This window comes from Streptomyces sp. CA-111067 (genome assembly GCF_050956065.1).
GTDB lineage: Bacteria > Actinomycetota > Actinomycetes > Streptomycetales > Streptomycetaceae > Actinacidiphila.
Window position 1 is genome coordinate 4,517,627 of the sequence record NZ_CP192103.1, and the last position, 18,967, is coordinate 4,536,593.

At 72.4% G+C, this 18,967-nt stretch carries 16 protein-coding genes; 11 read left to right on the top strand and 5 right to left on the bottom strand.

Translation table 11 applies throughout. The features are described from left to right. Nucleotides 1–73 precede the first annotated feature (73 nt). From ACQPW6_RS19685 to ACQPW6_RS19695, 3 genes are read left to right on the top strand one after another with little or no spacing between them, the layout of a single operon-like run. Complete coding sequence (locus ACQPW6_RS19685; protein ID WP_433890957.1) at nt 74–871, top strand: ABC transporter ATP-binding protein; 798 nt, start codon at nt 74–76, stop codon at nt 869–871. Continuing rightward, on the top strand, nt 868–3,813 hold the full coding sequence (locus tag ACQPW6_RS19690) for an FtsX-like permease family protein (RefSeq protein WP_433890958.1): 2,946 nt from the start codon (nt 868–870) through the stop codon (nt 3,811–3,813). Before ACQPW6_RS19685 ends, ACQPW6_RS19690 begins: the two co-directional genes overlap by 4 nt. A gap of 55 nt (nt 3,814–3,868) precedes the next feature. Then, entirely contained in the window at nt 3,869–4,438 is a 570-nt protein-coding gene (locus ACQPW6_RS19695) for a bacterial proteasome activator family protein (protein ID WP_433890959.1), read from the top strand. Nucleotides 4,439–4,538: 100 nt separating this feature from the next. Here the strand turns inward: ACQPW6_RS19695 and ACQPW6_RS19700 are convergent, their stop codons facing one another. Continuing rightward, a complete protein-coding gene (locus ACQPW6_RS19700; protein ID WP_433890960.1) occupies nt 4,539–6,293 on the bottom strand; it encodes a protein kinase domain-containing protein in 1,755 nt (584 codons plus the stop codon). 284 nt (nt 6,294–6,577) lie between these two features. Between ACQPW6_RS19700 and ACQPW6_RS19705 the strand changes: the two genes are divergently transcribed. Then, a complete protein-coding gene (locus ACQPW6_RS19705; RefSeq protein WP_433890961.1) occupies nt 6,578–8,128 on the top strand; it encodes a protein kinase domain-containing protein in 1,551 nt (516 codons plus the stop codon). Nucleotides 8,129–8,188: 60 nt separating this feature from the next. Here ACQPW6_RS19705 and ACQPW6_RS19710 read toward each other — a convergent pair whose 3' ends face one another. After that, nucleotides 8,189–9,217 carry a phosphotransferase gene (locus tag ACQPW6_RS19710; protein WP_433890962.1) on the bottom strand — a complete coding sequence of 343 codons (1,029 nt, stop codon included), beginning with the start codon at nt 9,215–9,217 and terminating at the stop codon, nt 8,189–8,191. Nucleotides 9,218–9,282: 65 nt separating this feature from the next. After that, the gene (locus ACQPW6_RS19715; protein ID WP_433890963.1) at nt 9,283–9,975 is read right to left on the bottom strand and encodes a response regulator; all 693 of its coding nucleotides are present in this window, start codon (nt 9,973–9,975) and stop codon (nt 9,283–9,285) included. A 320-nt stretch (nt 9,976–10,295) separates the two neighbouring features. Between ACQPW6_RS19715 and pdhA the strand changes: the two genes are divergently transcribed. The 4 genes from pdhA (at nt 10,296) to ACQPW6_RS19735 (ending at nt 14,361) form a co-directional block, all read left to right on the top strand. Continuing rightward, nucleotides 10,296–11,504, top strand: a complete 1,209-nt coding sequence (pdhA, locus tag ACQPW6_RS19720; RefSeq protein WP_433890964.1) for a pyruvate dehydrogenase (acetyl-transferring) E1 component subunit alpha — start codon at nt 10,296–10,298, stop codon at nt 11,502–11,504. Nucleotide 11,505: 1 nt separating this feature from the next. Beyond that, nucleotides 11,506–12,480 carry an alpha-ketoacid dehydrogenase subunit beta gene (locus ACQPW6_RS19725; protein ID WP_433890965.1) on the top strand — a complete coding sequence of 325 codons (975 nt, stop codon included), beginning with the start codon at nt 11,506–11,508 and terminating at the stop codon, nt 12,478–12,480. 20 nt (nt 12,481–12,500) lie between these two features. After that, entirely contained in the window at nt 12,501–13,976 is a 1,476-nt protein-coding gene (locus ACQPW6_RS19730) for a dihydrolipoamide acetyltransferase family protein (RefSeq protein WP_433894593.1), read from the top strand. Between the two features lie 190 nt (nt 13,977–14,166). Continuing rightward, nucleotides 14,167–14,361 carry a hypothetical protein gene (locus tag ACQPW6_RS19735; protein WP_433890966.1) on the top strand — a complete coding sequence of 65 codons (195 nt, stop codon included), beginning with the start codon at nt 14,167–14,169 and terminating at the stop codon, nt 14,359–14,361. Between the two features lie 9 nt (nt 14,362–14,370). On the opposite strand, the gene ACQPW6_RS19740 is transcribed toward ACQPW6_RS19735, so the two are convergent. Then, nucleotides 14,371–15,078: a hypothetical protein gene (locus ACQPW6_RS19740; protein WP_433890967.1), complete on the bottom strand. Its 708-nt coding sequence runs from the start codon at nt 15,076–15,078 to the stop codon at nt 14,371–14,373. A 47-nt stretch (nt 15,079–15,125) separates the two neighbouring features. On the opposite strand from ACQPW6_RS19740, the gene ACQPW6_RS19745 reads away from it, so the two are divergent. The 3 genes from ACQPW6_RS19745 (at nt 15,126) to ACQPW6_RS19755 (ending at nt 17,630) form a co-directional block, all read left to right on the top strand. Beyond that, nucleotides 15,126–15,563: a VOC family protein gene (locus tag ACQPW6_RS19745; protein WP_433890968.1), complete on the top strand. Its 438-nt coding sequence runs from the start codon at nt 15,126–15,128 to the stop codon at nt 15,561–15,563. A 79-nt stretch (nt 15,564–15,642) separates the two neighbouring features. After that, nucleotides 15,643–16,314 (top strand): GntR family transcriptional regulator, encoded by a 672-nt coding sequence (locus tag ACQPW6_RS19750; RefSeq protein WP_433890969.1) that lies wholly within the window; start codon nt 15,643–15,645, stop codon nt 16,312–16,314. A gap of 47 nt (nt 16,315–16,361) precedes the next feature. Further along, on the top strand, nt 16,362–17,630 hold the full coding sequence (locus ACQPW6_RS19755; RefSeq protein ID WP_433894594.1) for an MFS transporter: 1,269 nt from the start codon (nt 16,362–16,364) through the stop codon (nt 17,628–17,630). 13 nt (nt 17,631–17,643) lie between these two features. On the opposite strand, the gene ACQPW6_RS19760 is transcribed toward ACQPW6_RS19755, so the two are convergent. After that, nucleotides 17,644–18,843, bottom strand: coding sequence for a cytochrome P450 (locus tag ACQPW6_RS19760; RefSeq protein ID WP_433890970.1), 1,200 nt, complete (start codon nt 18,841–18,843; stop codon nt 17,644–17,646). Between the last annotated feature and the right edge of the window lie 124 nt (nt 18,844–18,967).

An 18,967-nucleotide genomic window follows, 5' to 3' on the forward strand; every position in this document is an offset into this window, starting at 1 on the left:
CCCACCAGCTCAGCAGCTCAGCAGCTCCAGACCGTGCCCGACCGCCGTACCGACCCAGGGGGATGCAGCACCGATGTCCAGCCGGCCCACACCACCCGCACCGCGCGAGCCTTCGGCCGCGCCGCCCGCCAAGTCCGCGGGCTCCGCCCCCGTCCTCCGCCTGGAGGGGCTCACCCGTGTCCACGGCAGCGGCGCCACCGAGGTGCACGCGCTGCGCGGGATCGATCTGGACGTCAATCCGGGCGAGCTCGTCGCCGTGATGGGACCGTCCGGCTCGGGCAAGTCCACCCTGCTGACCATCGCCGGCGGCCTGGACCTGCCGACCTCGGGCCGGGTGATCGTCGAGGGCACCGACCTGACCACCGCCGCCCGCAAGGACATCGCCGCCCTGCGCCGCCGCAGCATCGGCTATGTCTTCCAGGACTACAACCTCATCCCGGCGCTGACCGCCGTGGAGAACGTGGCGCTGCCCCGCGAACTGGACGGCAGCGGCGCCCGCAAGGCCCGCCGCGAAGCGCTCGCCTCGCTGGAGGAGATGGGCCTCGGGCACCTCGCCGACCGGTTCCCCGACGAGATGTCCGGTGGCCAGCAGCAGCGGGTGGCCATCGCCCGGGCGCTGGTCGGCGACCGCCGCCTGGTGCTCGCCGACGAACCCACCGGCGCCCTCGACTCGGAGACCGGCGACAGCGTCCTGGCGCTGCTGCGCTCCCGCTGCGACGCGGGTGCGGCCGGCATCCTGGTCACGCACGAGCCGCGGTTCGCGGCCTGGGCGGACCGGGTGGTCTTCCTGCGGGACGGCTCCGTGGTGGACATGACGCTGCGGTCCTCCGCGGACTCGCTGCTGACCGGGACCGGCGGTGCGGCGCAGTGAGCGAGGACACCACCGGCGCCGGCCGGCCGGGATCCGAGGGCCGGCTCAGCCTCGCCGGCCGGTTCAACTCCTGGCGGGTCGCGGTCCGGATCGCCCGGCGGGACGCCTGGCGCGCCAAGGGCCGCAGCGCGATGGTGCTGGCGATGATCGCGCTGCCGATCGTCGGGGTGAGCGCCGCCGACATCACCATCCGCAGCTCCCAGCTGTCGCCCGAGCAGAAGGTGACCCGGGACCTGGGGGCGGCCGACGCGCGGCTGAGCGACGGCGACTTCGGTCCGGTGCCGATCTACCAGGCGCCGGCGGGCGACGAGAGCCGGATGCCCGCCAAGGACGCGAACAGCACCGCGAGCAATGACGGCACGGACAACGCCGACCAGGGCGAGGAGGAAGACCTGCCGGCGGTGGACGTCCCGGCCGCGATGCCGCCCGGTGCGCGCTGGCTGCTCGACGCGAACGACTACGCGCAGTTCAAGTCGAAGTACGGCCTGCTCTACTCCGAGATGCGGGAGCTGAAGGCCGCCGACCCGATGGCCCGCGGAATCATGGATCTCGACCGGGGCCGCTACCCCGAGGCGCTCGACGAGGTGATGGCCACCAACGCGTTTCTCAAGTCCAGCGGTCTGCACGTCGGTTCCACCCTCAAGCCGCACGACCTGGACCGCACCTACCGGATCGTCGGGGCGTACGACCTGCCGAACGAGCTGAAGACCGTGCAGCTGAACGCGCTGCCGGGGGCGTTCATCGAGCCCTACGACGCCGACCAGACGGCCAATGGCGGCGCACCGTACTCCCGCAAGTCGTATCTGGTCTCGGTGCCCGGTGACTTCACCTGGCAGATGGTGATGAAGGCCAACACCAAGGGCGTCGTGGTGGACTCGCACGCGGTGCGCCTGCACCCGCCCGCCCACGCCGACGTGCCGCTGTTCACCGCGCCGCACGGCGGGACCCCGGCGCTCGAGGGCAGCAGCTCGCTGCGGGCGACCCAGGTGGCCGCCGCCACGACCATCGTGGGCCTGTCCATGCTGGAGATCTGCCTGCTGGCGGGCCCCGCGTTCGCCGTCGGCGCCCGCCGCTCCCGCCGGCAGCTCGGCCTCGTCGGCGCCAACGGCGGTGACCGCAGGCACATCAGGGCCATCGTGCTCTCCGGCGGTCTGGTGATCGGAGCCGCCGCGGCCGTCTGCGGCACGGTCCTCGGCCTGCTGCTGACAGCCGTGCTGCGCGGTCCGCTGGAGGAGTTCGTCGGCAAGCGGTTCGGCGGCCTGACCCTGCGCCCGCTGGAGCTGCTGGGGATCGCCGCGCTCGCCGTGCTCACCGGGCTGCTGGCGGCGATCGCGCCCGCGGTCACCGCCTCCCGGCAGAGCGTGCTGATGTCGCTGACCGGGCGCCGCGGGATCAGGCACGCCAACCGGGTGCTCCCGGTGGTCGGCCTCGGCGCGGTCTGCCTCGGCGCAGGCGTGGCCGTCTTCGGCTCGATGCGCACCAGCAACACCATGGCCGTCGGCGCCGGTTCCGGCATCGCGGAGCTGGGCGTGGTCGCCCTCACCCCGACCCTGGTCGGCCTGTTCGGCAAGCTCGGCAGGTGGCTGCCGCTGGCGCCGCGGCTCGCCCTGCGCGACGCCGTGCGCAACCGGGGCCGTACGGCGCCCGCTGTGGCCGCGGTGCTCGCCGCGGTGGCCGGCACCGTGGCGGTCGCCACCTACGCGACCAGCAACGACCGGGGGAGCCGTGACGAGTACCAGGCGCGGCTGCCCTACGGCACGGTGTCCGTCGTCGCCTATGACGGGAAGGACCTGGACACGGTGCGGGCGGCGGTCGAGAAGCGGTTCCCGGTCGAGCACCGCGCCGACGTGTCCCAACTGGCCGTCGGACCGACGAAGTGCGACTACGGCAGCTACTACAGCGCCACCAGCAAGGACTGCGGTGACATCCAACCGGAGGTGCCGAAGGCCAACAAGTGCCCGATGAACGAGGACAACGCCCAGGAGACGTACACAGAGGCGCAGCGGCGCGCGTTCGCCTTCGACTCGCGCTGTGCGAGCGGCAGCGACTCCCTGTCGGTGGCGATCTCCGGCAACTCGGGTGTGCTGGTCGGCGGTGCGGACGTGATGCACAGCCTCGGCGTGCACGACAAGGCGGCCGAGCAGGCACTGGCCCGCGGCGAGACCGTGCTGTTCGACAAGACCTACGCCGATCGCGGCAGCATGATGTTCAAGATCGTCACGGACGTCAACAAGTACGTCCCCGACGGCCAGGAGCCGGTGGGCCCGGTCAAGGCGGTACCCGTGTATGTGGCGCACGAGGGCGTCAAGCAGACCTACGGCCTGGTCGCCCTGGTGCCGCCGAAGGCGGCGGCCGACGCGGGGATCAGGACCATACCGGCCGGTTCCTACTACACCACCTCCCGGATGCCCGACAGCAAGGAGCGGCAGGGGCTGCAGAGCGATCTGGCCAAGATCGGCACCAACACCGAGACGTACGTGGAACGCGGCTACACCGCGAAGAACAGCCTGGTGCTGCTCGCGCTCACCCTCTTCGCGGGCCTGGTCACGGTCGGCGCGGCCGGTATCGCCACCGGTCTCGCACAGGCGGACGCCGAACCCGATCTCAAGACGCTGTCCGCGATCGGGGCGCCACCGCGGGTGCGTCGGCTGCTGTCCGCCTTCCAGTGCGGGGTGGTCGCGGCGATGGGCGTGCTGCTCGGATCGGCGGCAGGCGTCCTGCCGGCGATCGGGCTGCGGCGCAACGAGCGGCGGCTGGCCTGGGTGGACTACTGGAACGGCGTCAGCTCCGGCTGGGCGGGCCAGGGCAAGCCGCATGTGCCGATCGTCATACCGTGGAGCACGCTCGGGCTGCTGCTGATAGCCGTGCCGGTCGGCGCCGCGCTGCTCGCGGGGCTGGTGACCCGGTCCCGCGGTCAGCTGGGCCGGCGCGCCGAGACGTAGTCCGGGACCCGGGGGCCAGCCGCCGTCCTGGACGGGGGTGCGGGACACTGGGCACATGGAGATTCCCAGGAACGAACGGTCGCCGGAGAGCTCGCCGCACCACCAGGACGCGCAGAATCCGCAAGTCCTGGTGGTGGGGCCGGACGGGATGGCCCTGGGCGGCGGCACCGGCGGCGGTGAATCACGGGAGATCCCGGTCACCGAGATGGTCGAGCAGCCGGCGAAGGTCATGCGGATCGGCAGCATGATCAAGCAGCTTCTCGAGGAAGTACGGGCGGCACCTCTGGACGAGGCCAGCCGGGTCCGGCTCAAGGAGATCCACGCCAGCTCGGTGAAGGAGCTGGAAGCGGGTCTCGCCCCGGAACTGGTGGAGGAGCTGGAGCGGCTGTCGCTGCCCTTCACCGAGGAGAGCGTGCCGAGCGAGGCCGAGCTGCGGATCGCCCAGGCCCAGCTGGTCGGCTGGCTCGAGGGGCTGTTCCACGGCATCCAGACGGCGCTGTTCGCCCAGCAGATGGCGGCCCGCGCCCAGCTGGAGCAGATGCGCCGCGCGCTGCCGCCCGGCGTCGGCGGCGGTGACGACGACCCGGGCGACCACCAGGGCGCCCGCTCCGGCCCGTACCTGTAAACGGACGACCAGACGGACGACCAGACCGGCGACCAGACGCAGAGCGGGCCCCGGCCGTCGGCCGGGGCCCGCTGTCACGCGCGGAAGACGGTGCCCGGGGTCAGCCGGAGCCCTTGCCCGTGGACACCCAGATGGTGACCTTGTCCCCGGCCTTCGGGTTGAAGTCGTCCAGGTACTTCGGGGACTGGTCGGTGATCGCGCCCTTCCCCCACTGCTGCTCGTTCGTGTACTTGATCGTGTAGCTCCAGTGCGCCGCCTTCATGCAGGCGGTGACGGAGTCCACGTAGATCGAGGTGAAGTCCGGCATCGTGACGATGTTCGGATTGTTCGGGTTGATGATGTCGTTGTGCGCCTTGGTGCACTCGCCGGAGTCGATGGTCCGGCTCTGGTCGCCCTGGATCACGGCGTCGGCGCCCGTTGTGGCGGTCGGCGCCGTCGTCACGGGGGCCGTGGGGCTGGCCGTGGTGGTGGGCGGCGGAGTGGTGTTGTCCGCCTCGCCCTTGTCGGGGCTGCCGTTCATCGCCAGGACGATGGCGATGATGACCGCTATCGCGGCAACGGCGACGATCCCGCCGATGATGACCGGGGTGTTCTTCTTGCCCCCGGGACCACCGGCGCCCGGACCCCCGCCCGGTCCGCCACCCGTCCGGCCCGGCCCCTGGTGCTGGGCCGGCACCTGGTGCGAGGGCGTCAGGTTGTACGCCGAGGCGGGCGTGGCCGCGGGCGGCGGCGTGGCGGCCCGCTGCGGGTAGCCGTAGGCCGACGGCGGCGGCGTGGACGGCCGGTAGCCGCCCTGCTGCTGCGAGGGCTGCTGCTGGAAGGGCTGCGGCGTGGGCGCGTACGGCGTCTGCATCTGCTGCGGCGGGCTCTGCACCGGCCCCTGCGCGGACGGGAAGACCGAGGCGGACACGCCCTCGCCGCGGCTGCCGACGGCGCCGCCGCCGGAGATGATCGGCATGGTGTTGCGGGTGGTGGCCGCCAGCACCCGGTCGAGCTCCTCGTGCATGGTGTCGGCGCCGGGGAACCGCTCTGCGGGGTTCTTGCGCAGCGCGCGGGCCACCAGGGCGTCCATCGCCGGGGTGATCGCCCGGTTGAAGCCGGACGGCGCCGGCGGGGTCTCCTGCACGTGCTGGTAGGCCATCGCCAGCGGCGAGTCCGCGTCGAACGGCAGCCGGCCGGTGAGCAGTTCGAAGAGCATGCAGCCGACCGAGTACAGGTCGGAGCGCTCGTCCACGCCGCGCCCCAGCGCCTGCTCGGGCGACAGGTACTGCGGGGTGCCGACCACCATGCCGGTCTGGGTCATCGAGGTGACGCCCGACTGCATGGCCCGCGCGATGCCGAAGTCCATGACCTTGGTCACGCCGCGCTTGGTGAGCATGACGTTGCCGGGCTTGATGTCCCGGTGCACCAGGCCCATCTCGTGGCTGGCCGCGAGGGCCGCCAGCACGTCGCCGGTGATCCGCAGCGCCTGGTCGGCCGGCATCGCACCGTGCTGTGCCACGGCGGCGTCGAGGACGTCGCCGAGCGGCTGCCCCTCGACGTACTCCATGACGATGTACGGGACGTTCCGCTCGTCGATCGTGTCCTCGCCGGAGTCGAAGACCGAGACGATGTTGGTGTGGTTGAGCTTGGCGACGGCCTGTGCCTCGCGGCGGAAGCGCTCGCGGAAGGACTGCTCGCTGCCCAGGTTGGTGTGGAGGGTCTTGACGGCCACCGGGCGGTCCAGGACCGTGTCATGTGCCAGGTGCACCGAGGCCATGCCGCCCTGACCGAGCAGTTGACGCAGCACGTACCGCCCGCCGCCGACCGAGCGTCCCGTGTACTCGCCGCCGCCCTGCGTGGCGTCCCCGCTCATCAGTACCGCTACCCCCTGAGAAGTCCATCCGAGAAGTCCACCGGATTATCCACCGGACGGTCCGGGCGGGGGCACAGACCCCCCATCCTGCCCGCCAAGTCTGGCTGATCGGGCGGGCACGTCAAGTTCGTTGACCATCTCGTCACCTGATGCGCATCGGCCCCGCACATCGCGGTACTTGGCGCGGGCGTTCCTGGGACCTACCAGAAAGACGATACGGTGGCGCCCCCGGGCCCATGCGCGGAGCGCATTCAAGGCCATGGACGAAACGACGGCGAGGACTGATGGTCGACCCCAACGAGACGACCGCCGGCACCGGAGCGTCGGGGACCTCCGGCAGCTTCGGCGTGGGCACCGTCGTCGGCGAGGGCCGCTACCGGCTGACCGGTCGGCTCGGCCGCGGCGGGATGGCCGAGGTGTTCGCCGCGGAGGACGTGCGCCTCGGGCGGATCGTGGCGGTGAAGCTGCTGCGCGGCGACCTCGCGGAGGACCCGGTCTCCAAGGCCCGCTTCACCCGTGAGGCGCAGGCCGTGGCGGGCCTGAACCACCACGCGGTGGTCGCGGTCTACGACTCGGGCGAGGACCGTACGCCCGACGGCAGCGTCGTGCCGTACATCGTGATGGAGCTGGTCGAGGGCCACACCATCAAGGAGCTGCTCGGCGGCCCCACCCCGCCGCCGGTGGACCAGGCGCTGCTGATCATCTCCGGTGTGCTGGACGCGCTCGCCTACAGCCACCAGCACGGCATCGTGCACCGTGACATCAAGCCCGCCAACGTGATCATCACCATGACGGGCGCGGTCAAGGTGATGGACTTCGGCATCGCCCGCGCGCTGCACGGCGCCGCGAGCACCATGACGCAGACCGGCATGGTGATGGGCACCCCGCAGTACCTGTCGCCCGAGCAGGCGCTCGGCAAGTCCGTCGACCACCGCAGCGACCTGTACGCGACCGGCTGCCTGCTCTACGAGCTGCTGGCGCTGCGTCCGCCGTTCACCGGCGAGACCCCGCTGTCGGTGGTCTACCAGCACGTGCAGGACGAGGCGCAGCCGCCGTCGCTGGCCGCCGACCGGGTGCCGCCCGAGCTGGACGGAATGGTGCTGCGGGCGCTCGCCAAGCAGCCCGACGACCGCTTCCAGAGCGCCGAGGAGATGCGCGGGGTCGTCGGCTACGCGCACCAGGCGCTGACCCAGCAGGGCGGCTGGACCGGCGGCATGTGGAACACCGGCGAGGTGGCCGCGGTCGCGCCGCCGCGGGGCGGCCCGGGCACCGCGCCGACCGTCGTCGCGCAGGGCGGCCCCGGCGGGCGGACCGGCTCCACCGCGGAGCTCGGCCTGCCGCTGCTGACCGGCCTGTCCGGCGCCGGTGCGGACGACGGCGGGCAGGGTTACGGCGAGCGCCCGCCGGGCGCCGGCAACCGCTGGCTGAAGCCGGTGCTGTTCGCGATCGCCGTGGTGCTGGCGATCGCGCTCGGCGTGTACCTGGCCACCAAGGGCAACGGCGGGGGCGGCGGCGCCGACCCCGGCACCACGACGGCGCCCCCGGTGACGCAGACCAGCGGGCAGCAGACCGAGCAGCCGACCGACGAGCCGACGGACGACAGCCAGGTCCCCACCGATCCGACGCAGGAGGAGACGACGACGGCCCCGCGCAACGAGCCGACGTCCACGCCGCCGACGAAGGACACCACCCCGCCGACGACGCCGACGACGACCGCGCCGACGACGCCGGAGACCACGCCGCCCACGACGGCCCCGACGACGCCGGAGACCACCGCGCCGACGACGCCCGCGACGACGCCCACCACCGAAGAGCCCCCGCCGAACGACAACTGATCAGGGGCGACGGCCGACCCGGTCGGCCGTCACGGGAGCCGGGGCCTCAGCCGCCCCGGCTCACGCCGTGAAGGCGTCCAGCACCGCGTCGTACTCCTGCGTCCACCACACCGCGAGCGCCGCCGCGGCCGGGAAGAGCGGGTCGGAGCGCCGGTCGCGCCGCTCGTAGCGCCAGTGCAGCATCCAGAAGTCGTTCAGCCGCTCCCACCAGACCCGGTGCACGGCGGCGGCGATCTCGTCGCCGCCGACGCCCGCCGCGGCCCGGTAGGCGCGGGCGTAGGGCGCGATCTTCCGCAGGTCGAGACGGCCGTCCACCGGGTGGACGAAGAAGATCGCCGCGGCCCTGACCGCCTCCTCCGCGCGCGGCTGTACGGCCAGCCGGTCCCAGTCGACGATCGCGGCCGGCTCGTCGCCGCGGTAGAGCAGGTTCAGCGGGTGGAAGTCGCCGTGCACCCAGCCGCTGACCGGCCCCTGCGCGTCCGGCGGGCGGCGGTGCGCGTGCCGCAGCAGCAGGTCGCGGCGCTCCAGCAGCCGGTGCTCGGCCAGCTCGTCGAACGGCTCGTACGGGCGGTGGCCGCGCACCAGGGCCAGCAGCTGGTCGATCTGGGCGTGGGTGCGGACCGGGTGCGCGCTGGGGTGCAGGGGCGCGGACGGCGGCGGCTGCACCCGGACCAGGCCGGCGTGCACCAGCCCGAGCAGCCTGCCGAGCCGTCCCGACTGGCCCGTGGTGAGCTCGGTGCCCTCGCGGTGGCTGCCGTCGATCCACGGGAAGAGCGCGTAGCCGTCGCCGCCGAGCAGCGTCACCGTACGGCCGCAGACGTCCGGCAGCGGGGGCGCGGCGGGCAGCCCCAGCCGGGCGAGGCCGCGGGTGGCGCGGTGCTGGCGGGCGATCACCGCCGGATCGGCGGTATCGGGGGCGACGTACTGCTTGAGGAAGAACTCGCCGCGTGTGGTGCGGATCCGCCAGCCCCGGTTGAGCAGCCCGCGGGGGACGACTTCGCAGCTCAGCGGGGTGCCCGCGTCTTCGTACCGGTGCAGCAGAGCGGTCAGCGAGGCCCGCGCCGGCGGCTCCGTTGCCGTGCTCGTCACGTGCCAAAGCGTAGATCACAACGAGCTCGGGCTTCCGAGAACTGGCGGCGCGCACGGCGTTCGTGCTATTGGCCCCGCTCCCGGGCACCCTGCTGCCGTGCCACATAAGCCGCCGCCTGCGTGCGCCGCTCCATCCCCAGCTTCGACAGCAGCGAGGACACGTAGTTCTTGACGGTCTTCTCCGCCAGGTGCAGCCGCTCGCCGATCTGCCGGTTGGTCAGGCCCTCGCCGATCAGGTCAAGGATCCGCCGCTCCTGGTCGGTGAGCTCGGCCAGCGGGTCGCCGCCGCCGTCCGCGGCAGGGCCTGAGCCGTCCCGCCCGCCGCCCTGCCGCAGTCGCTCCAGCACCTTCCCGGTGGCCACCGGGTCCAGCAGCGAGCGGCCCGCGGCGACGTCGCGCACGGCGGTGATCAGGTCGGTGCCGCGGATCACCTTCAGCACGTAGCCGGCCGCGCCCGCCATGATCGCGTCGAACAGCGCCTCGTCGTCCGCGAAGGACGTGAGCATCAGGCACTTCACCGACGGGTCCTGGGAGCGGATCTCGCGGCACACCTCGACCCCGCTGCCGTCCGGCAGCCGGACGTCGAGCACGGCGACGTCGGGCCGGACCGCGGGGATGCGGGCCAGCGCCTCGGCCGCGTTACCGGCTTCGCCGACGATCTCGAGGCCCGGTTCGACCGAGAGCAGCTCGTGGACGCCCCGCCGGACCACCTCGTGGTCGTCGAGCAGGAATACCCGGACGTTTCGCTCCTCCGACACCCGTCCAGCCTCGCACCCCTGTGATCTTCCCGCCTCTTACGGAGTTTCTCCATCCGGGATACGGTGCCGTTGTTCCGGTGTGGCCTGCGGTAACGCCCACTTACTAGGAAATCCAAGCAAAACCGCAGGTCAGAAACTATGCCCCGCGCGTACGCGCAGGCGTTGCGTTATGGGTAACGTCTGAGTTGCAGGGCATTTGCCGGGGCACCTGTCACGCCTGGCTCGGCCATGCCGCACACACCCCGTGCGACACGTCGTACCAGGTAGGCCGCACTGGTCGCCCGGCGGATCCCGGGGGCCGGACAGACGGAGGAGCGAACGTGAGCGTGAAGAGCACTGCCGCTGGGGGCACCCCCGCCAAAAGCAGGGGGCGGACGACCCGCGGCACCGTTGCCAAGCGCCGTGGGGCCGCGACCGGGCCCGAGACCGAGCCCGGACTCGTACAGCTGCTGACCCCGCAGGGCGAGCGCGTCGAGCACAGTGAATACTCCATCGACCTGACGGCGGAAGAGCTGCGCGGCCTGTACCGGGACATGGTGCTGACCCGGCGGTTCGACGCCGAGGCGATCACCCTGCAACGGCAGGGCGAGCTGGGCCTGTGGGCCTCGCTGCTCGGCCAGGAGGCCGCCCAGATCGGCTCGGGGCGGGCCACCAGGGCCGACGACTACGTCTTCCCGACCTACCGCGAGCACGGCGTCGCCTGGACCCGTGACGTGGACCCGCTGAACCTGCTCGGCATGTTCCGCGGCGTCAACCACGGCGGCTGGGACCCCAACGAGAACAACTTCCACCTGTACACGATCGTCATCGGCTCGCAGACACTGCACGCCACCGGTTACGCCATGGGTGTGGCCAAGGACGGCTCGGACGCGGCCGTGATCGCCTACTTCGGCGACGGCGCCTCCAGCCAGGGCGACGTGGCCGAGGCGTTCACCTTCGCGGCGGTCTACAACGCCCCGGTGGTGTTCTTCTGCCAGAACAACCAGTGGGCGATCTCCGAGCCGACCGAGAAGCAGTCCCGGGTGCCGATCTACCAGCGCGCGGCCGGCTTCGGCTTCCCGGGCGTCCGGGTGGACGGCAACGACGTGCTCGCGGTGCTCGCCGTCACCCGTGCGGCCCTGGAGCACGCGCGCAGCGGGCAGGGGCCGATGCTGGTGGAGGCGTTCACGTACCGGATGGGCGCGCACACCACCACCGACGACCCGACCCGCTACCGGGACGACGAGGAGTACCGGGAGTGGGAGTCCAAGGACCCCATCGCGCGGCTGAAGACGTACCTGGAGAAGCAGGGCCTGGCCGACGAGGACTTCTACGCCGGCATCGACCAGGAGAGCGACGCGCTGGCCAAGCGGGTCCGCGAGGGCGTGCGGAGCATGCCGAACCCCGGCACGATGGCGATCTTCGACCATGTCTACGCCGACGGGCACGCGCTGGTGGACGAGGAGCGCGCGCAGTTCGCCGACTACCTGGCCTCGTTCGAGGACGCCGGCGCGGGCAGCCATGCCGGCGCCGGGGAAGAGGGGCACTGACATGACGCAGATGGCATTGGCCAAGGCCCTCAACGAGTCGCTGCGCAAGGCGCTGGAGAACGACTCCAAGGTGCTCATCATGGGCGAGGACGTCGGCAAGCTCGGCGGCGTCTTCCGGATCACCGACGGCCTGTACAAGGACTTCGGCGAGGGCCGGGTGATCGACACCCCGCTGGCCGAGTCCGGCATCGTCGGCACCGCGATCGGCCTGGCGCTGCGCGGGTACCGGCCGGTGGTGGAGATCCAGTTCGACGGCTTCGTCTTCCCCGCCTACGACCAGATCGTCACCCAGCTCGCCAAGATGCACGCCCGTGCGCTCGGCAAGGTCAAGGTGCCGGTCGTCATCCGGATCCCGTACGGCGGCGGCATCGGCGCGGTGGAGCACCACAGCGAGTCGCCCGAGACGCTGTTCGCGCACGTACCGGGCCTGAAGGTGGTCTCGCCCTCGAACCCCTTCGACGCGTACTGGATGCTCCAGCAGGCGATCGAGTGCGACGACCCGGTGATCTTCTTCGAGCCCAAGCGGCGCTATTGGGACAAGGGCGAGGTCGACACCTCCGCCGTCCCCGGGGCACTGCACAAGGCGGTGGTCGCCAGGCAGGGCACGGATGCGACGCTGGTGGCGTACGGCCCGATGGTGAAGGTCTGCCTGGAGGCCGCCGCGGCGGCCGCGAACGAGGGCCGCGACCTGGAGGTCGTCGACCTGCGGTCGATGTCGCCGATCGACTTCGACACGGTGCAGACCTCCGTGGAGAAGACCGGCCGGCTCGTCGTGGTGCACGAGGCGCCGGTCTTCTACGGTGCCGGTGCGGAGATCGCCGCGCGGATCACCGAGCGGTCCTTCTACCATCTGGAGGCCCCGGTGCTGCGGGTGGGCGGGTTCCACGCGCCCTATCCGCCGGCCCGCCTCGAAGAGGAGTACCTGCCCGGTCTCGACCGGGTACTGGACGCCGTCGATCGCGCTCTGGCGTTCTGAGGAGGAGGGTGGTGACGACCATGACCGCACAGGCACGGCCGCATGCACAGGCCCAGCGCTTCCGTGAGTTCAGGATGCCGGACGTCGGTGAGGGACTGACCGAGGCGGAGATCCTCAAGTGGTACGTGGCCGTGGGTGACGCGGTCACCGACGGCCAGGTGGTCTGCGAGGTGGAGACGGCCAAGGCCGCCGTCGAGCTGCCGATCCCGTTCGACGGGGTGGTCAGCGAGATCCGCTTCGACGAGGGCACGACGGTGGACGTCGGTACGCCGATCATCGTGGTGGACGCGGGTGCCGGCGGCGCCGGGCCCGCGGACGAGGCCCCTGGCGGCGGCGCTGCCGCTGCCGACGGCGGTCCGGTGACCGTCGAGCCGGAGCCTCCGGCCGAGCCGGCCGCCAAGCGGGAGGCCGTCCTCGTCGGATACGGGGTGTCGCAGGCGTCCACGACGCGCAGGCCGCGCAAGGCGGCGGTTCCGCCGCAGGGGGCGGAGCTGAACGGGCACGGCGGGGGTGCCGTTTCCGCGGCTCCGGTCGCTCAGGCTCCGGTTGCTCCGGCCGCTCCCGCTGCCCCGGCTTCCGCTGCCCCGGCTTCGGCTGTGGCGGCGCCGGCCGACCGGCCGCTGGCCAAGCCGCCGGTGCGCAAGCTGGCCAAGGACCTCGGCATCGACCTGGCGACCGTGGTGCCGACCGGGCCGAACGGGGTCGTCACGCGTGACGACATCCGGGCCGCGGCCGCGCCGCCGGCGCCGCTGCCGTCGGCCGCCGCCGAGGCGGCTGCCGCCGTGGCGCCCGGCGCGCGCGAGACGCGGGTGCCGATCAAGGGGGTGCGCAAGGCCACCGCGCAGGCGATGGTGGCCAGCGCCTTCACCGCGCCGCACGTCAGCGAGTTCGTGACGTTCGACATCACGCGGACGATGCGGCTGGTCCAGGAGCTCAAGGAGGACCGGGCCTTCGCAGGGCTGCGGGTCAGCCCGCTGCTGCTGGTCGCCAAGGCGCTGCTGGTCGCGATCAAGCGGCACCCGGAGGTCAACGCGGCGTGGGACGAGGCGAGCCAGGAGATCGTGCACAAGTCGTACGTGAACCTGGGGATCGCCGCGGCCACCCCGCGCGGCCTGATCGTGCCCAACATCAAGGACGCCCAGGACAAGACGCTGCCGGAGCTGGCGGCGTCCCTGTCCGAGCTGATCTCCACCGCGCGGGACGGCAAGACCTCGCCCGCCGCGATGCAGGGCGGCACGGTGACCATCACCAATGTGGGCGTCTTCGGGGTGGACACCGGTACGCCGATCCTCAACCCGGGTGAGTCGGCGATCCTCGCCTTCGGCGCGGTCAAGCTCCAGCCGTGGGTGCACAAGGGCAAGGTCAAGCCGCGCCAGGTCACCACGCTGGCGCTGTCGTTCGACCACCGGCTGGTGGACGGCGAGCTGGGGTCCAGGGTGCTGGCCGATGTGGCGGCGATCCTGGAGCAGCCCAAGCGGCTGATCACCTGGGCGTAACGCGCACAGAGGTGTGGTGCGCACAGAGGTGAGGCCCGCGCATATGTGCGGCGCGCACACAGGCGACGGGTACGGGTAGCGGGCCCGGTCGGGCATCTGCCGACACTCATGTGTCGGACAGGTGTGCGGCCGGGCCCTCTCCCGTGCGTGGTTCGCACACTTACCGGACGATTTGTGCTGCCATCAGCCCATGGTCGTCTCCGTGTCCGTCGTCCTGCTGCTCCTGGTCCTCACCGCGCTGCTGCTGAACGCCAAGACGCTCAAGCCCAGCCACGCCGTGACCTGCGTCCTGCTCGGCTTCTGCCTGGCGTCGACGAGCCTCGCCCCCACCATCCAGTCCACCGTGGCCTCGGCCGCCGACCTGGTCGGCACCCTCCACCCGTAGCCGCCCGGCCTACGCTCCGATCGCCGCCCGCAGCCGCTCGGGTCTGCGGGTCGGCACGACCCAGGTCAGGCTCTCCTCGCCGGTGAGCCGGGTGCGCAGCGGCCGTCCGGCGGCGTTGGGAAAGAACCAGGCGCTTCGGGTGGCCGGAAACCGCGCCCATCCACCGTCGAGCTCCACCACGAGAGCGGCCCGCATGAACGGCGAGGTGAGAACGCCCAGCTTGCAGACACCTGCACCGCGCGGCTTGCCCCAGCGGTTGGTGAGCGTGAAGAGGTCGGGCGACCGCTTGATCTGCCGGATCCGGGCGGGGTCGGTGACCACGTCCATGCTCCGCACCCCGGCCAGCGGGCAGCAGAACAGCGCGCGGCTCTGGTGGGTGACCGTCGGCCCGCGGCCCGCGGCCCGCCTGGAGCCGATGGCGCCGATCCACAGCTCGCCGCCGGTGATCCGGATGCCGGTCGGCCAGTTGCGGAAGGCGAGCGCGCCCCAGATCACCAGCACCAGCACGAGAGCCGGCGCCGCGACCCCCCACAGCGCCCCGACCCCCGTGACCACCCCCACGACGAACGCCACCGCGAGCACTCCCGGCGCGACCACCCCGACCCCCACGAGTGGCCACCGCAGCGCGACCCGCCGCTCCAGGTAGACCGGGTCCGTCCCGTCCGCTGACGCGCCGGGAGAGGACGGTGTCAGACCCCGGTGCCACGATCGGTTCATTGGGATCACACCGTACGGCGGTGTCCGCGGCGGCGACAGGAGGGGTGATGGGCGTTCGGTGGGGACTGACGATCGACTGCGCGAAGGCGGGGGAGCTGGCGGCTTTCTGGGGGGTGGCGCTGGGGTACGTGGAGAAGCCGCCGCCGGTGGGATACGGGAGCTGGGAGGAGTGGTTCGCGGAGATGGGGGTGCCCGAGGAGGAGTGGGGGGAGGGGGCCGCGCTGAGCGATCCCGACGGGGTGGGGCCGAGCATCTCGTTCCTCCAGGTGCCGGAGGGCAAGGTCGTCAAGAACCGCGTGCACATCGACATCCAGGCGGGCGGCGGGCGGGACACGCCCTGGGAGGTGCGCTGGCCGCGGGTGGTCGCGGCGGTCGAGCGGCTGACCGCCGCCGGGGCGAGCGTGATCCGGGAGGACCTGCTGCAGGGCAGGCCCGACCACGTGGTGATGGCCGATCCCGAGGGCAACGAGTTCTGCGTGGTCTGAGGGCCTGGCGGGGCCGCGGTGTCCGGATCGCGGACGGCCGTGCCGACGGGATACCTGTTGTATCTATGATGCGTGCATCATGGATGCCACCGCCCTCACGACACCCGCCGCCACCAAGTCACCGGCCGCCGCCGAGCGCGTCTACCTGCATGTGAAGGGCGGTGTGCTCGACCGCAGTTACGAGGGCGGCACGCTGCTGACCGAGGGCGACCTCGCCGAGGCCGTCGGGGTGTCGCGCACGCCCGTCCGGGAGGCGCTGCTGCGGCTGGAGGCGGAGGGGCTGCTCAAGCTCTACCCGAAGAAGGGCGCCCTGGTGCTGCCGGTGTCGGTGCAGGAGATCGCCGACGTGGTGGAGACCCGGCTGCTGGTGGAGCTGCACGCGGTGGCCAAGGTGGTGGACGCGGTGCCGCAGCGGCTCATCGAGCGGCTGGAGGAGTCGCTCGCCGAGCAGCGCGGACATGCCGAGGCCGGCGACCTGGCCGCGTTCGCCGTCGCTGACCGGCAGTTCCACGCGGAGATCGTCAAGGCGGCCGGCAACCGCATCCTCGCGCACCTCTACGACCAGCTCAGAGACCGGCAGTTGCGGATGGGCGTGGCCACCATGCACGCCGAGCCCAGCCGGGTCGCCAAGAACCTCGCCGAGCACACCGAGATCCTGCACGCGCTGCGCGACGGCGCGGCGCGGACCGCCGCCGACGTCGTCGAGCGGCACGTGTCCTGGGTGAACGTGCTGGCCAGGGGGGAAGGGTGAGCGCCAAGGCACTGCCGGGCGACCCACCGGGCGGCCGGCGCGCCGCCATGGTCTGGGGGGTCGGCACCTCGGTCTACCTCGTCGCGGTGGTGCACCGCACCAGCCTCGGCGTGGCCGGCATCGACGCCGCCCACCGCTTCCACATCGGCGCCTCCGCGCTGTCCACGTTCTCCATCCTCCAGGTGCTGGTCTACGCGGCCATGCAGATACCCGTCGGGCTGATGGTGGACCGGCTCGGCACCAAGAAGGTGCTGCTGTGCGGGGCGGTGCTCTTCACCGCGGGGCAGGGGGCGTTCGCGCTCTCGCACTCCTACGGCATGGCGCTCGCGGCCCGCGCGGTGCTCGGCTGCGGTGACGCGATGACGTTCGTGAGCGTGCTGCGGCTCGGCTCGCGCTGGTTCCCGGCCCGGCGCGGGCCGCTGATCGCGCAGGGCGCGGCGCTGTTCGGGGTGGCGGGGAACCTGGTGTCGACGGTGGCGCTGTCCCGGCTGCTGCACTCGGCGGGCTGGACCCCGACGTTCCTGGGCACGGCGATCGTCGGCGCGTTCGTGATCGTGCTGGTGGCGCTCTTCCTGAAGGACCACCCGGAGGGCCACGAGCCGGCGCCGGCCGAACACGCCGGACTGGCCTACGTACGGCGGCAGATCGCCGACGCCTGGCGGGAGCCCGGCACCCGGCTGGGCATGTGGACGCACTTCACCACGCAGTTCTCCGGGATGGTGTTCCTGCTGCTGTGGGGGCTGCCGTACCTGGTGGAGGACCAGGGGCTCTCGCGCGGCGCGGCCGGCGGGCTGCTGACCGTGGTGGTGGTCGCCAACATGGTGTTCGGCATGGTCTTCGGCCAGCTCATCGCCCGGCACCACAACGTGCGGATGCCGCTGACCCTCGGCGTGATCGGGGCGACGGCGCTGGCCTGGGCGGCGGTGCTCGGCTGGCCGGCGCTCGCGGGAGGCGGGCACGATCCGCTGTGGCTGCTGGTCGCGCTGTGCGTGGTGCTCGGCGCGTGCGGCCCCGGTTCGATGATCGGCTTCGACTTCGCTCGCCCGGCGAACCCGCCGGAACGATTCGGCACGGCGTCGGGGATCGTGAACATCGGCGGGTTCACGGCCTCGATGGTGACGCTGCTGGCGATCGGCGTGCTTCTGGACGCCACCGGCGACAACTACCGGATCGCGTGGAGCAGCGTCTTCGTCCTCCAGGCCGTGGGCACCTCCCAGATCCTGCGCCTGCGCCGCCGCAGCGAACGGCTGGAGCGCGAGCGGATCGCCGTCAGCCGGGTGGAGAGCGTCCACCGATCGGTGGCCCTGACCGAGTAGCCCGCGCCCCGGCTTACAGCGGGGTGAAGGTCACCGGCAGGGTGACCGGGCCGCGGAGCCAGATGGAGCGGCGCCATTGGAGCTGGGTCGGGGGCAGGGTCAACTGGAGGTCCGGGATGCGGTCCAGCAGGACTTCCACTGCCGCGCGGGCGATGATCTCGGCCATCTCCGGGGCGGGAGCCGGGCAGCGGTGGTCGCCGTGGCTGAACGACAGGTGGGCCTGGTTGCCGTTGCTGCCGGAGCCGAAGTCCGGGCGCACCGCGGGGTCGGTGTTCGCGGCGGCGAGGCCGAGCACCAGGCAGTCGCCCGCCGCGATCCGCTGACCGCCGAGCTGGGTGTCCCGGGTCGCCCAGCGGCCGATGAAGTTCTGCGTCGGCGTCTGCGTCCACAGCACCTCGCCGAGCGCCTGCCCCACACTGCGCCGCCCACCGGAGAGCGTCACCGCGAACCGGTCGTCGGTGAGCGTCAACCGCAGGGTGTTGGCGATCCAGTTGGCGGTCGGCTGCTGGCCGGTCGCCATCACCGCGATCAGGTCCTGGATGATCTCCTCGTCGCCGAGCCGGGCGGGGTGCGCGAGCAGCCGTGACGCCATGTCGGGGCCCGGCCGGCGCCTGCCCCGTTCGAGCAGCAGCTCCATCGTGCCGTGGATCCGCCCGTAGGCGGCCGCCGAGCCGGGCCCGTTGTCGAGCGACGCGGCCATGTCCCGTTCCAGCTCCGCCGGTTCGTCGCCGTCGAGCCCGAAGAGACCGGCCATCACCAGCATCGGCAGCGGTCCCGCGTACTCGGCCACCAGCTCCGCCCGCCCCACCCCCGCGAAGCGGTTGACGAGCGCGTCGGCCGTCCGTTCCGCGTCCAGCCGCAGCTGGTACGGGTCGAACGTGGACAGTACGTCGCTGATCGCGGCCGCCCGCCTGCGGTGGTCGGCGCCCTCGGTGAACAGCACGGAGGCGTTGTGCGCCACATAGGGCAGCAGCGGCCAGTCGTGCGGGATGCGGTCCCAGGCGTGCCAGCGGCGCGAGTCGCGGGCGAACAGCTCGGGGGCGCCGGTCACGTAGTGCACCTCGCGGTAACCGAGCACCAGCCAGGCCGGGATGTCGCCGTCGAGCAGCACGGGGGCGACCTGGCCGTAGGTCTGCCGCAGCATCCGGTACAGCTCGGCCGGGTCGTGCTGGAACGCGGGCGAGGACAGCCGCACCGGGCCCTGCGCCGTCATGGCGTGATCTCCCGCGGCTGCCCGGCCTCGGCGCCGGATTCGGCAGCGGCCTCGGAAACCGGCGCAACTGCGGCGGGTTGCCCGGACGCGCGCAACTGCGCGGCCTCCCCGGCCGCGCGCACTT